The sequence below is a fragment of the Borreliella bissettiae DN127 genome (assembly GCF_000222305.1).
Classification (GTDB): Bacteria; Spirochaetota; Spirochaetia; order Borreliales; family Borreliaceae; genus Borreliella; species Borreliella carolinensis.
On the sequence record NC_015915.1, the window covers coordinates 1 to 14993 of the forward strand.

A 14993-nucleotide genomic window follows, 5' to 3' on the forward strand; every position below is an offset into this window, starting at 1 on the left:
AAATTAGTTTTTTTTAGTATAAAGCTGTAGAGCAGATATTTGCCCCTATTTATTTATTTATAATACAATATAACTTGATATTTTTTCCTTTTTTAGGAACAAAGATCGCTCTATAAATTAAAAGGTATAACTAACTCATTGACAACAATGAAATTGTATTCTAAAAATCACATATAGAGGACAGCTCTTCAAAAAATCAGTGCAAAAAATAAAGTCAATAACTTAATAAAAAGGAGGCATACTCTAGAATAGAGTATGCACAAATTAATGCAAAATTTTCTACAACAAAATTTACACAAAAAACTGCCCCCTTTGCCGCAACATACAAAACCTAAATCTTGTATATTACTCATAATAATTAATATTATTACAACAACACCAAATTACAAATACAAAATATATTAATAGTTTCAATTATAAATTTCCACATACTTTATAAAATTTTTGATAAATAAAAATATAAGAAAATCTACAAATATACAAAATTTTTTTAATATATATGTAGACTTAAAAAAACATTAAAACAATTATCGTATCTATGAATAATAGCCCTTAAGATTAATTTAACAATAAATATTGTTAAATTAATCTTGAAAATCAAAAACAAAAAAGCCTTAATTTAGGGGTAATACAATTACCCCTAAATTACAAGTTATCAAGGCCATAATTATTTAATTTAAAATTTAAATTTTCTTTAATTTCATTAAACTTTTAATAATTGATAAAGGCGAAAATGAATATATTATATATTATTAATTATAAATTATTTTTTACAATAGATATTCAAGCTATAACAAATATTTAAACTACAACAAATATTCAATTTATTACAGACGAACTCCAAGAATTACCAAATATAGGTATAGTCACCGCTATCATTGATTTTAGTGAAAATAATGTTAAGTCTACAATTAAAGCAAGCCCACAAGTAAAAATTAAATAGTGGGTGTATTTTACTTGTAAGCTTGCTAATTCCGCAAGATTATGAGATTTAATATCAATTTATTTAGATAAAAATCACTTATAAAAATATAAGAAAAGTTTACAAATATATTTTAAAGGATTTTTATATTTGCAAACTTAATGAAACAAAAAAACTTTATTCAATACTATACCCCCATTATAATTCATAATGACTCATATACATGATAATTGCCTAAACGTAATTTCAAATTTTTTTTCACCAAGCGAAATTTCTCATAAATTGATATTGAAAAGTCATCAAAATTGTCTCTATCACAATCATCAAAATTGTCTCTATCACAATCGTCAAAATTATTTCTATCCAACACATACAAAAGTTTAAAAAAATTCACATCATCAATACATAAATAGAATATGAAAACCTCATTTTCAAACACATTAGCACCAAACTTTACTTTAATTTTACGAAATAGGTTGATTAATTCTTTAGATTTTTTTGGCCCCAAACTAAAAAAAAACTCATTCAAAATGTCTCGACTTTGATGTGGAGACAATAAAGATATTGTCTCCACATCATTTTCTAAATCCACAATAGGCTCATAAAACTTACAAATAACACTTTTAATATCTTTTAAAACACAAATTTCGACAGCATTTAATTCTAAGTAGACAAATATGTTTTTCATATATAATGAAAAACATATAACAATTTTTATAAACAATATAAATTTGTTAACGAATTTATATGAAATTATTTTAGCTAGCCTTTACAATTCTATTATTTATTGAACACAAGCATTGCAAATTGCTCGAACTATATTTGTTTAAATATTAGTATCTAAATTATATAAATTACCAATAATATTATGTTCAATTCTATCATTAAGAAATATTTTTTTTATTTTTTTTTGCTCATATATATATCCTCCACATACTTAATTATGTCATATTTATATAGTCTAGTAAACTACGCCACTTTTCCTTATTCTTCTTTTCAGACTATCTTTTCAGACTATCTTTTCGGACTATCAATGATTCTTTATATTTGCTTAGCAGGCTAAACCATTTACAAATACTATCATTTTAAAATGATAATCAAATTGGGGTTATTACAAAAAAATTGAGGGCCTAGCTAAATTCTCTTATTAAAGAACTTCGCTAAACCCTTGTATTATTTTTTGTAAATTCAAATAATAGGCAGAAAAAATTAAAACATTTCTCTACGCTATTTGTAGCATAGTCTAACTTTGGATTAAAATCAATTTATATTTTTACTAAATTAAAAATTTTTATATTAATCTAACAAAATTAATAATTTAATTTAATATTTTTTTAGAAAAGTATTTACTTTTAAATCAAAATTTTGCACAATTAAAATTAATTAATTGCTCAAATAATAGGAGAAAAAGCATGAAAGGTTTTTTAAATACCACAAAAAATCCCACTTGTCACAACAGACACCAATACAAATTAATATCTCTTACCTCAACGCTAGATTATCTAAACAAAAAAGATAAGAAATACACTCAAAAAAACATACTCTATTACTTTAATGAAAATCTAAAAAGAAATGGTCAAGCTCCCACTACGCTAAGAACTATGCAAAATTATCTTTACAAATTAGATATAGTAATTGATTTATAATGGCACATTTATTAATTATTCATTAATAGGAAAATTTAACTTTTCATTTGATAAATTTGGATACTTATCAAATATCAACTTAATAGTATCAGCAAACAAATTTAAATTTAATGCGATTTCATAAGTTTTATCTTTATTAATTTGCTTATCTTTTATGGTAATATGTGCAAGCATATGGCTACACCACTTTTCTTATAAATAAGTTTAAAAGAACTTGTCAAATCGTCATTAAAAACTCCAAAATTATATGAATTAACATATCCAAACTCTATTGAGCGCTCTTTTAAATTAATTTTAGCAACACCAGTTCTATATTGCTCAAAATCAATGTTTGATCCTGCAGAAATTAATTTTAAGTTTTTAACTTCATACTTTTCTTCAAACTCTTTAGTTGACTCAAACGCTATTATTTTAGCTATGGGCACAATATTATTTAATATTTTATACTTATTATCATTAATGACATAGCTATAGCTATTACCAAACCATGATAAAGCTCGTTTAAATTGAATAGGTGAAAAAATATAAGAATACTTAAGTCCTTCAAGATCTTTAATTAAATTATTGTATCTATCTTTTATAGCGATTAAATTACCAGATTTTGCCCATACAACATAACCTGCAAATAATCCCCCATAAACTTCTCCCACTTTTATTTCGTTTAATCTAGAAACTTCATTAACACAAGAAATATTTTTATCATTATCATTATCATTATCATTATCATTATCATTATCATTATCTTTATCATTATCTTTATCATTATCATTATCTTTATCATTATCATTATCTTTATCATTATCATTATCATTATCATTATCTTTATCTTTATCTTTATCTTTAATATTTTTTTTATTTCCATCAAACCCCAAAATTTCAGAGTCTATCTTTTTTAAAGATTTTGGCACTAAAAAACAAGAATAAAAAAATGATATAAAGAAAAATATATTTAATATGATTATACTATTTTTCATATTTTTTTTTACTTTAAGTAATTCTTAAAATCCTCTCCCCTATTAGATTGGTAGGGGCTTTATACGCCGTGCGTTTACTTTTAACATAGATAAATACTCCAGTAAACTAAACTATTTTAATTTTTATCTATAGTAAAGCAATTTGTTAATTTAATTAACATAAACTGTTAACTTCTTTATATCTCTAAACAATGATCTATATTTATAATATTCATTAAATTTAAATATATAAAAATATAACTTACTTATATTAAATACTTTTAATTGGGGATGTTTTATTTTCAAAAGGAGTGTAAAACTATGTCAAAAGCTGTTGACGAAATATATTGCCATTCTTGTGGCAAGACAATTAAAAAAGATGCTGAGATTTGTATTTCTTGCGGGGTCAGAAATAAACAAACCGAAAACTACAATAAACTTGTGGTATTTTTACTATGCTTATTTCTTGGTTATTTAGGAGTTCACAGATTTTATGTAGGTAAAATAGGAACTGGTATGTTATACCTATTTACATTTGGATTTTTATATGTTGGAGCTTTAATCGATCTTATTAGAATAGCAACAAACAAGTTTGAATGTAAATAAAAAACAAGACTACAAGTTAGTTTTGTTTTTCTTAATATTGCCTAGCAAACTAAATTCTTAAAAGAAAATCCAGATATATTGTAAACGCATTATAGCTCCTCATAGATCCAATAAAAAGAAATAAATGCAACTTTTCATGTAAAGAAATTCTTTCAATTTTATTAAATTTAGATGTTGATAAAGATACTATAATTGTAACACTTAAAATCATAAAAAAAACTGAAATTAAATTAAAAAATAAAAATATGCATTTTCCTAAATCTTTAATTAAAGGAAAACAAGAAAAATTAAAGGAAATTCTATGCAACACTCAAAAAGAATTAGAAAAAAGTGGATACAATTCAGAACAATTAGAAATAAATTTTCAAAAAATATACGAAAATTACAAATATAAACCCCCACTTTATTATTGAAAATGCATTATGTCGCCTCATGGACCTAATAAAGAACAATTAAAACTAAAAAATATATAAATAAACCGTTAAAATTGCAAAAAATATATATGACAAAGAAGTTAAAGTGTTATGCAAAGAAATTACCGGGCATATTTTAGCTAGCATGCTTGAAGAATCAATTATTTTTATTTTAAGAATATTTTTTATTGCATATATTGAAGATAATGAAATTTTTAAGAAAATATTAGAAGAAAATAAGCTATACAGATCTTCTATATCTTTTAGATATTTTTTTTATGATGAAAATACAAAAAATAAATTAGGATATAAAAAACTAATAACAATTTTCAATTTACTTGATAAAGGAAGTGGTGCAATAAAGTTTTCTATATTTAATGGAGGATTATTCGCAGAAAATAAGGTTAAAAGCCAGTGATAATTTTTAATAAATCTTCTGCTTTTATTATGTATGGTTAGTATTAATAATATATGGAAAAAATTTGTAAACAATGTAAATGGATTTTTTATAAAGCAATGGGCCTCAAACAAATATTCAATCTTTCCATGAAATTTGGGCATTAAAAGATGAGGCTACCACCACTTATACAGCTCAAACAAATAGTTACCCGTCTTATTACACTAAAACTATATTGAAAATAGAAAAAAATGTTAACAGAAACATCATTCAACAGTAACTTCAAGATTTATAATAAAAAAATATTTTTTATTTAGACATGAAGATTCCCTTATTGATATCGTCAAAAAGTATATTCAAAACCAAAACAAATCTATTTATTGGCCAATTTGTCTCCACTAAAATTTCATAGAAATTTTAGATGGAAAATTCTTTGTTATTTTTTGTTAAATTATTCAATAAAATATTAAAATTATTTGATATTATTATTAAATTGTAATATTATTATTTTGAATTAAAATTAATATTTATTAGTTTAAATTTGTAAGGAGAATATTTTGAAAACCCCTAAATTAAATAAATCTAAGATTAACATTATTACAGCAATATTAACTTCAATTTGCATATCATGTGCACCTCTTGGCAATGTTAATCCAAACAAACTAAAAAGCCGCACCACTACAAGAAATCTAAAAAAAACAAAAACCCGTGCCAATTCGAAAAATCTAAAAAAACCAAACAGCCACACCAATTCAGAAAATCTATCGGAAAATTCAACAAAAAATCTATCAACAAATAACCAAAATTTTGAAAATGAATCTCAAAATTCAAAATCTTCAAATCAAAACTCCCAAGAACAAACTGCAACCTCAAAATTAGAAAAAATTGGCAAGGACCTGGAAACTCAAGAAAAACAAGATAATATACAAATAGCTAAAATTGATACAAAATATGATTTCCTAGACACTTTCAAACTTCAAAACGATGATTATTTTATGCATCGTGAAAAAATGAAATTAAAAAAAATAATTTACTCATCCCTAAATTACGATACAGAAAAAATATTGACATTAAAAGAAATTCTTGAAAAACTTGATAAAAATTATGATAACCGAACAATAGCTGGCAAATTCCTTGAAACATCAAAGAATATTCAACTTCAAATAGAAGACAGGCATTTAACAAAAATACAAAATATATTACCCACTCTAAGCAAAAAAAACGCTGAAGAATTACTACAAAAAACAGAACAGGATTTAAAGATAAAACAAAATTTTGTAAAAGCTTTAAACGAAACTATTGCGGCTTACAATAAAAATTCTGGAAACATTAAAAAAAATGATGCAGCGCTCGCAAACCACATAAAGGAGAAATATTCCCATCCCCTTTATCTACTAAATCAAGCTGATTAGTCTAAACAGAAATTAATAAGTTACACTTGATATTTTTTAAAAAGAGAAGTTAATTCTTCTCTTTTTTTTATTCATGCAATCAGTCCAAACTAAAAACACAAAATAAGAACTTAATCTTTTTAGCATAAAATAATAATATTAGATATATTATCTTTACCATATAATATACCCGATTTAAATACCAATAATTAAAATTGTGACGAAGAATTAAATATAGGCTTAATATTAAAATTATAAACAAAGTTTTCCATTGCTGAAAAATAGTAATAGTAACGGGCAAAATGGTTCTTTAATTTCAAGATAAATACAAAGGAACAAAAAATCTTATTGCTTTAAACATAGCAATAAATAAGTTGTTTAAAGATGCGCTTAATTGTGTACTATACAATTGCAAAGCCCACAATCTCTACCAAGACAACAATTCTTGGTCAATCTTAACAAGGAAAAAATAAATAATTTAAGTAATAATTATAAGATTGGTTTTTTAATTAAAAGGTAAGTAGTAGTAAAAAAATAAAGTTAAATAACAGAAACTAAGAGCACCAGCTACTAGTTTCTATTATTTAATGGTGATTTATAGATTTTATATATTAATATATTGTATTGCTTAAGGTTAATATGCTGAATTATTATCTAACAAGATAGTTCAAGAGGACTTTTAATAAGTGGGTACAGAATATTTTTTTGTATTAAGAAGAGACCTGTGTTTAGTATTTTATGGTGAGTGGCAATACATTTATATTAGATGGCTATGAATTTATAAAAATTAAGCAGTCTATAAATATTATAAGAGGATAAAATATGAAAAAAATTATTTTAGCGATATACATGTTAATGTTGTTAATTTTATTATCATGTAATACAAGCTCCCTTAATGAATTAATGAGTAAAACAAAAGAAAGGTTTATAGCAAAAAAGGAAGATTCAGAGTCTATAAAGAAAACTCAAAAAGATGGAAAAATCGTTGAACAATATCTAGAAGAAAGAGAGAAACAAATAGTACAAGCTGATCCTGTAGAATCTGTTAATGCAGAGAACCTGGTGATTTTAAATTTCCCATATTATCCTCAAAAAGAAATAGAAATAAAAGAAGAAGATTTATCTCCAAGTACTGATGAAGAAAAGGAAGCAGAGAAAGTAATTAGCGACGTAAAAAGTGCACTTGTAGATTTAAAATTTTCTAAATTAATTGATGACGAACATAAACTTAAAAATGAATATGAGCAATTAGAATCTAGTTTTCATACTGTTTATTATGCAATTTTAGAACTTAAAAATAAATTATGGGGGCATTTAAGACAGAATAATGCAAAAAAACATAAACATAATAATATAGAAAGACAAAAACTAACCCAATTGGGACAATTGAACAATAATTTAAATAAAAAAAGAGCTGATATTGATGAGCTCAGAATTAAATTAGAAAGTGGACTTAACGAAAGAACATCTGCAAAATACTTTTTTGAGAAGGCCCAAAAAACTTTAAAAGAAGCTATTGCTGAAAGATTAAAAAACAAACATAGTAATTGGTCAAGAAAAAAAAATAGTAATTTGTTGGCAAAAAAGGCACGAAATGAAGCAGAAAACGCCTTAAGACAATTAGAAACTTCTTCTATTGCGATAGGTCAAATAATGGGAAGAAAGAAAGAGGTAGAGGAACTTATTCAAGAAGCAAAATCTGTTCTAGCAAATTTTAAGAAATGAAAAAAATAAAAAGATATTTTTTATAAGACTAACATTTAAACAATGAGAAACTTAATGCATTATTATTTTATTCTTCTCTTTTTAAATAAATTTAAAATAAATATTAAAATCAGATGCACTGATATATATATTAGAAATTCATATTTTTAATAGAATGTATTTAAAATATAAAATAGTTGGGGTTTAAAAATTTGGATTTTATAGTTATTTATATGCAAAGATAAAAAATAAATAATTTTTAAAAGAGATATTAATAATTTTAAGAAACTAGTAGATAAAGCTTTGAATATATACTTTATAACGCTTGGTATGTTTGATAATCTTTACAATTGGATATGCTTGGTTGTCTTTATTGTGATCACTTTTTATCTTTGCAATCAAAGAAATTGCTTCACTTTTAAGCTTATAGCTGCATTTAAACTTTTTTCAATTTCATTTAGAAGTTATTTTGCAAAATCTGTTTCTAAAACTTAACAAAAAGTAATTTATCCTCCCCTATCCTCCCCTATTGGTTTGTTAATTTTTGGGAATCCCTATTAAAATGCTTTAAAGTTAACATTAACTTTGAAGGAGAAAAGCGTGGAAATTAAAAGTAAACCCTTTATGGTTGTCTTGTTGTTTTTGTATTTTTTCTTTTCTAGGCCCAGATTGTTCTCTTAATGGCTCAGGCTTTAACCTTTCTTTTTCTGATATTACGTTTTTTTGTAATAAATTGCTATTATTGGCAGTCTTCCTCCCTCTTTACACTACGAGTAGATGGGTCTTTTTTTGTTTCCTTATCTTTTCCTTTATTTCTAACAACCTTGCCTTTATCCTTCTTGTTAATAGTTTTTTTAACGGATTTCTTAGTAGCGTCTAAAATAGAGCTCTCTTTTATCAAACAAACCAAGAGATTCCTCTTTTATTTCATATCTTATGAATAAATTACAACTGATAAAACCAAAAAGTAATCCCAAAGTTAAATAATGACTCAAGGGAGTTTAAATTCCCTTCTCCGTGAAAGTGGCGAATTGAAAAAACTATTGAAAGCAATGAAATTGATTTTACTATAGATTCTGATTTAAGACCAAAGAATGACTTATAAACTATTTCAGGCTCAACCGCTATTTCATGTATTGATGAAATAGCGGAAGAAGATTATGATCAGTATTTTTTTTAAGAAAATGATGAATATGAAGAAGGTTGTGATGAGGAAATAAAATTAAGCAATCGATATGAATTTTATCTAGAAGACACTAAATATAATGCAAATTCAGCAATTAGCACAATTGCTAAGATATACGATAATTATACATTATTTTCAACACAGCAAACCCAAATGTATTCTACACACCTTGACAAAAGCTCTACTAAGGCCAAAGCCAGAGAAGAAGCCAAAAAGTTTACAAAAGAAAACCTTGAAAAAGATCTTAGGACTTTATTAAATTAAAGTCAAGTAAGTGTAAAGACGGCAGAAAATTTTGCATATACAAGAGAAATACATACAAAAAGAAAATTAAATGATATTAAAACAAAAATAAAAATTTAATTTTAAAGATTAAAAAATAATCTAATTCATACGAAGCATATAAAGCAATAGCGCGCTCAATCCTATTGACAAAAGATTCTCTTAAAGAAGCACAAAGCACCATTGATAAAAATGGCATTTGGTACTAATTCTTAATATTATTTTTAATTTAAAACAAGGTTGCGATAATATGTAGCCTTGTTTCAAATTAAATAAAGAAAACTATAATTGTAAAAAAGTATTGTGATAGAAAAATGGAATTTTCTCAATTTATAAAAGATATATTAATTGATTTAAAGATAAATCAAAAATATTGTCACAAGCTATATTGATATGAAAGATTACAATGTTTAAAAAAATCTAAAATAACTTTACTTTTAAGCTTATATAGCTTAACTCTATGATAGCTTTTCGGGCACTACAATAACGATACACATCCACTAGGGCTCTACCCCCCCCTCCCAATTCTTTTGAAGCTGCCAAACTAGGCTCCTTGCCCTACACACTTCGGCAACTTGCTATTATTGAAATTTCCAAACTCAAAAGCAAGTGCGCGTATAGTATAGATCAAAATGAGGCTTGTTCAAAACGAGAAAATTATTCCGCAACATAGCAATTATACCCATGTAATTAATGAAAATAATCTGAATATTATATTTTTTTTCATTTTAAAGTTTCCCTTCTTTTATAAGTCCGTCATTTAAGCACTATAATAGAGCCAATTGGCACTCCTTTTGTATGTAAATTGCCATACAAGCAAATATTTTTTTATTTACATTGAAATCAAAATCTTCAAGCTTTAGATAAATAAAGTATAACTTCTTAAATTTTAAACAGTACTGCTTATAAAAATCACCAATTACAACACTTTCTGAATTTCGATTAAAAAAACTATATTCCAATAATATCTTTAATACCAAAATTGCTTTTCATTTTTAGCATCATTCTTAATTATTACTTAAAGTTCTCCTTAGAAAATCTTATTATTATACCTCCACCAAATAAGCCCTCAAGTGGATATACAAAAACATACTGTAGATTTTAAAACCAATCTCAACACAATAGGGCTTTATTAAATGTTTCAATTTTTTATAAAATTTTAACAAAAATAAAATCACTACAAAACTCATCATACTTGATTTTTTTAAGCCCATAGAATATGCCCAAAGCGCATCTCTCACATTTTTTAATGAAAACAAACCAATCCATTTCCCCCTCCTAGTTAAAAGAGTTTATAAAAAAATGAAAACTTACCTACTCCAACCACCATCCCTTTAAAAATATTAATAAATCTTGTATGATGCATGGTTTTCATAATACTCTGATTTATAGATAGCTGCTTTATAAGCTCATACTATCTTAAATTAGCAATGTTTTTTCCAATCATTACTTTTTATACCTTTAATTGATAAATATATTGCTGTGTTTTTATAATTAACCACAAAGTAATAAGACAATTTGTGTAAAAATTCTTTTTTTATTTGATTTTATCTGATAGTTTTCTTTGGCATTTCTTAAGCTTATTTTCATTTTTTTAGCAAATATTTAGGATGATTATTTTTATTGACTCAACTGATAATAAAATATAATATTTATTATTGGTATCTTTTTCTACTACTACATTTTTAATAATTTCATTGCCTTTATTAATATTGTGCAGACACAATAAACTTAAAAATTCTATCTTAGGTAGCTTCAACCAAAGCTTTTCTTGTTTTTTCATAATAATCTATGTGGGTGCAAGAAAAAAATGTTTTCAATTTTTTATTGCTTTAATGGAAGCAATAGGTCTGAATGTTAATAGGGGTTTATTTATAAAATAAAGATATCTTATCTAAAGATTAACTATAGATATTAAATAAAAATTTTTCTATAAAAATTAATATTACAAGAACATAATAACTGACTTCAATAAATAAATTAATTCATTAATAGTTAATCAACTATATTTCAAAATAGATTTTTAAAAAGCTTAAAATACTATAAAATTTATCACAATAAAAATATTATTATGACAATTTCAACATTCTATATTGAAATCAATATAATATTATACTTAATATTGGATTATACTTAATATTGGATTATATTGAACATTGTATTTTAGATTTTAGATTTTAAGTAAGGAGAATATTTATGAAACATAAAATTATTGCAGGCTTATTTGTTTTTTTATTTTTAGCTTGCAATACAGATTTTAACACTAAGCAAAAAGATATGAAGTATCAATCTAGCAAAAAAAGATTAAAATCTAAGAAAAAAGGATTAACCCCCAAAACAAAAGCAAATCCACTTCAAGAAGAAAGCTCTACTAATCAAAAAGAAGACCATGATACAGCCCCTAAAAACACCCTGCTTAATGATTTAAGAAATTTAATAGACAAGGCACACGCAAATAACGAAAAATATGAAAAAAAATTGAAAGAAGAACCTAAAGACCAATATGGAATAGAGGCTTTTAAAAACTTGGGTTGGTCATCATCACCAGGTGAAAAGGTAACTGCTGATACTGAGAGAGCAAAAAGATATAGAAAAAACACTTACAGCATTTTAAATACTATTGATGACAATCAATTAAAGAAATTTTCAGAAATTGTGATGTTATCAGGCCAAATACAAGGCATATTTAACACTATTGAAGCAATTGAATACACTCTTTCTAGCTTGATTGTTCCCTCCTTATATCCCAAAAAAGGTAATCTAGAAAACCTAGAGATTTCAAATTTAGAAAAGCTTAAAGATTTGTTTGAAAAAGTATTATCCATAAAAACAACAATCTCAAAAATGATGCGCCAATTTTTATTAGACTATCAAACTGATACAAATCAAATAAAAACAGATGAAAATAAGCTTAAATCTCATGCAGATAAGCTTTTCAATCAAATCTCAGAAAAAAAGAAAGAAGCAGAAAAGCTAAAAGATGACATATTTCCAATTATAAATAACATTTAAATTATGTATTGGAATATACACAATGTAAAAGCCTATTCTTTAATAAAGAATAGGCTTAACTCAAAGATCATAATGAATTTTTATTCTATAATTTTTATAAACTTTAGTTGAAGGCATGTTTGCAAAATTGATTTATTGACTTTAAATATTCTTTTTAACCTAAATTTTATGGAAATTATAGGTGGATAATTCTTTGCTTAAGTTATCAATTAGGATAACTTAAGCGGTTTATATATTTGCTTAGCAATAGATTTAAGTTAAAAAATTTAATTGGTTTTTTATTTTATCTATACAAAAAGAAAACCTCTTAAAGATAAGAGGTTCATTTAAAAGAATGTATGGTATGAAGTAAATATTGATAATAAATTCTTTTAATTTTAAAAAAGGAGAATATTTAATACTCAATTATTAGTTCAATAATTGAGTATTACCATGTATTTTAATTTTTTTTTAATATTAGATTTTTGCAGAAAAAATCTAATATTATTTAGAGCCAAAACAAGGGTTTATGTAATGATTATATAAATAAGTAAAATATTTTTTTTATCAATCTTTAAGATTACTTTCTTTGGATTATTGATAAATTTAGAAGGTTGAATATTGAGGAGAAACTTCTAATAATAAATGAATGTGGAGACCATTATCATAATTAAATTTATTAAGAGTTTTTCTATAAAGAAAAAAACTAAGACAAAAACTGCCTGAAGCAAAGCTGTGGATCGCGCCATTTTTTTTAAGATGACCCCTCTTTAAAAAATCAACAAAAACTCCTTGTATAGCTAAAATTTTTTATAAATTTTCAGCCTTAATAGATAAAAACGGTTTACTAAAATTATTCAAGACTGCTATCATGTAATAAGATGTATAATGAAAAGTAAAACTTTTATATTCTTAATATTTTTGATTAAAAATTTGACAATATATGCTCAAAGCATAAACTATGAATTTAAACAAGCTAAAATCAAAAATCTAAAAGGGATATTTATTAATTATAAAGTCTATCTAACAGAAGATTTAGCAATTGATAATGTAAAAACCCTAAACCATATTTCTACATTCAAAATCAATCTTGTTATTGACAAAAAAATTGCAACTTCTATTAAAAATGAGCAAGATGTAATTAGAGCTGGAAATGAATGTGGAATCTTTTTAGAATTTCAAATTAATAACCGCATATACTATGCCAAATTCTCATCAATAAAATATATTTTACAAGCAATTGAAAGTTTTGCTAGACTTAAAAATACAATCAATAATTTAGAAATTAAAAATCTTGAAGGGAATGGTATTTTTTTATACAAAAATGGTCACTCATACAATTTAAAAACAGATTTTCAAGAAACAGCAATATTTGTAAACTTTCTTGGCTTTAAAGATACTACAGGGAGGCCCTACTTTATATTTTATTATGACAATATAGAGGGTAAAGATAAAAATTTAAAAACAATCTTAATTTCCTTTGAAGAATTCCATAATGGAATAAGAGAAGGGCTGTTCTTGCTGAAAAATGAAAAAGCCATTCTAGAATTCATAAATTTTTCAAAAAATTAACACACTAGATAACTAGACAACTAGATAATATTAAAAATATTTTAAAGTTGATATTATGATAAATTAATATCAAAAAACTTGCTTATCCCTAAATACCCTTAATTTATGTCCTTTTTAGCAGTCACCATTTAGCTTAAGCTTAAAAATTGTTCAAATTTAAATCAACTGCCACCAAGTAATTTAACTTTTAAGTTAAAATCGTCCAAAAACTTTTTAAAAGGAATCTTATTAAAACTTACAATAACATCATTCCTAAATGCATAAATTCTAAATGCCGCTATATTATCATTACCCAACGCAACAAATCTTATAAATTCACTTTCTGGAATAATAAATTTATAAATTTCCACCTTAATATTTTTTTCAGTAACCACTGTTGTATGGTCATAAGGAAAATATGAATCATAAAAATCGTTATAATAAACAACACGTTTGCTGTTCTCTGAAACCAACTCTCCTTTAGACTCAAACCTAGTATCTGTGATTATCTTTTCAAGCTTTATTTGACCAGAATTTTTAGACTGCGCTCTAACCAAAATAAAATATTCTCTTTTATTTTTTAATTTATCATATTTAATAGAAATTACAGACTTAAATATCGCATCTCTAGAATAATTTACCCCAATATCATATTGGGAATCTAATACTTGAGAAAACCTATCATAGGCTATTTGATAAGTTTGACAAGAAACTAAAAAAAATGCCGAAATAATATACTTTAAAATAAATTTTGAATTCATTAAAATCTCCCTTTAATTTATCTTATATTTATTTTTAAAAAATTTCTCAAAAATTAGAAAATTAAATAATATAATCAATTCAAATAAAATATTCTAATATTACAGCTTGAATTAAAATTAAAAAACCATTATTATTAGGTGTTGTTCTAACAAAAACCAATTTAAAAGATTAGATATAATCTAATCCCAA

General features: G+C 24.5%; 9 protein-coding genes and 4 pseudogenes. 8 read left to right on the plus strand and 5 right to left on the minus strand.

Annotated elements, in window-relative coordinates:
- Positions 1-1127: 1127 nt before the first annotated feature.
- The gene (locus BBIDN127_RS06120; protein WP_014023066.1) at positions 1128-1610 is read right to left on the minus strand and encodes a P52 family lipoprotein; all 483 of its coding nucleotides are present in this window, start codon (positions 1608-1610) and stop codon (positions 1128-1130) included.
- A 724-nt stretch (positions 1611-2334) separates the two neighbouring features.
- Between BBIDN127_RS06120 and BBIDN127_RS06125 the strand changes: the two are divergent.
- Positions 2335-2559: pseudogene (locus tag BBIDN127_RS06125) on the plus strand (plasmid maintenance protein); the annotation flags it as partial.
- A gap of 24 nt (positions 2560-2583) precedes the next feature.
- Here BBIDN127_RS06125 and BBIDN127_RS06130 read toward each other — a convergent pair.
- Positions 2584-3542 (minus strand): annotated as a pseudogene (locus tag BBIDN127_RS06130) (S2/P23 family protein).
- Positions 3543-3842: 300 nt separating this feature from the next.
- Between BBIDN127_RS06130 and BBIDN127_RS06135 the strand changes: the two are divergent.
- The 5 genes and pseudogenes from BBIDN127_RS06135 (at position 3843) to BBIDN127_RS06155 (ending at position 8053) form a co-directional block, all read left to right on the plus strand.
- A complete protein-coding gene (locus BBIDN127_RS06135) occupies positions 3843-4127 on the plus strand; it encodes a TM2 domain-containing protein (RefSeq protein WP_014023068.1) in 285 nt (94 codons plus the stop codon).
- Between the two features lie 119 nt (positions 4128-4246).
- A pseudogene (locus BBIDN127_RS07275) lies at positions 4247-4544 on the plus strand (plasmid maintenance protein); the annotation flags it as partial.
- 66 nt (positions 4545-4610) lie between these two features.
- Positions 4611-4949, plus strand: a pseudogene (locus BBIDN127_RS06145) (class I SAM-dependent DNA methyltransferase); the annotation flags it as partial.
- A 545-nt stretch (positions 4950-5494) separates the two neighbouring features.
- Positions 5495-6349, plus strand: coding sequence for a complement regulator-acquiring protein (locus BBIDN127_RS06150; protein WP_014023071.1), 855 nt, complete (start codon positions 5495-5497; stop codon positions 6347-6349).
- 801 nt (positions 6350-7150) lie between these two features.
- Positions 7151-8053, plus strand: coding sequence for a P12 family lipoprotein (locus tag BBIDN127_RS06155; protein WP_014023072.1), 903 nt, complete (start codon positions 7151-7153; stop codon positions 8051-8053).
- Positions 8054-8771: 718 nt separating this feature from the next.
- On the opposite strand, the gene BBIDN127_RS07990 is transcribed toward BBIDN127_RS06155, so the two are convergent.
- Positions 8772-8942, minus strand: a complete 171-nt coding sequence (locus tag BBIDN127_RS07990; protein WP_014023073.1) for a hypothetical protein — start codon at positions 8940-8942, stop codon at positions 8772-8774.
- Positions 8943-11094: 2152 nt separating this feature from the next.
- Positions 11095-11283 carry a hypothetical protein gene (locus tag BBIDN127_RS07740; protein ID WP_014023078.1) on the minus strand — a complete coding sequence of 63 codons (189 nt, stop codon included), beginning with the start codon at positions 11281-11283 and terminating at the stop codon, positions 11095-11097.
- Positions 11284-11696: 413 nt separating this feature from the next.
- Between BBIDN127_RS07740 and BBIDN127_RS06175 the strand changes: the two genes are divergently transcribed.
- Together BBIDN127_RS06175 and BBIDN127_RS06180 are read left to right on the plus strand one after the other, a co-directional pair.
- Positions 11697-12512, plus strand: coding sequence for a virulence associated lipoprotein (locus BBIDN127_RS06175; RefSeq protein WP_014023079.1), 816 nt, complete (start codon positions 11697-11699; stop codon positions 12510-12512).
- Between the two features lie 867 nt (positions 12513-13379).
- Positions 13380-14063, plus strand: coding sequence for a hypothetical protein (locus BBIDN127_RS06180; RefSeq protein WP_014023080.1), 684 nt, complete (start codon positions 13380-13382; stop codon positions 14061-14063).
- 161 nt (positions 14064-14224) lie between these two features.
- Here BBIDN127_RS06180 and BBIDN127_RS06185 read toward each other — a convergent pair whose 3' ends face one another.
- Positions 14225-14803 carry a hypothetical protein gene (locus tag BBIDN127_RS06185; protein WP_014023081.1) on the minus strand — a complete coding sequence of 193 codons (579 nt, stop codon included), beginning with the start codon at positions 14801-14803 and terminating at the stop codon, positions 14225-14227.
- Positions 14804-14993 lie beyond the last annotated feature (190 nt).

Excerpts from the sequence above, each read along its gene's own strand:
- BBIDN127_RS06180 (WP_014023080.1), top strand. The coding sequence starts at position 13,380 with ATGAAAAGTAAAACTTTTATATTCTTAATATTTTTGATTAAAAATTTG.
- BBIDN127_RS07740 (WP_014023078.1), bottom strand. The coding sequence starts at position 11,283 with ATGAAAAAACAAGAAAAGCTTTGGTTGAAGCTACCTAAGATAGAATTT.
- BBIDN127_RS06175 (WP_014023079.1), top strand. The coding sequence starts at position 11,697 with ATGAAACATAAAATTATTGCAGGCTTATTTGTTTTTTTATTTTTAGCT.
- BBIDN127_RS06135 (WP_014023068.1), top strand. The coding sequence starts at position 3,843 with ATGTCAAAAGCTGTTGACGAAATATATTGCCATTCTTGTGGCAAGACA.
- BBIDN127_RS06120 (WP_014023066.1), bottom strand. The coding sequence starts at position 1,610 with ATGAAAAACATATTTGTCTACTTAGAATTAAATGCTGTCGAAATTTGT.
- BBIDN127_RS06155 (WP_014023072.1), top strand. The coding sequence starts at position 7,151 with ATGAAAAAAATTATTTTAGCGATATACATGTTAATGTTGTTAATTTTA.
- BBIDN127_RS06185 (WP_014023081.1), bottom strand. The coding sequence starts at position 14,803 with ATGAATTCAAAATTTATTTTAAAGTATATTATTTCGGCATTTTTTTTA.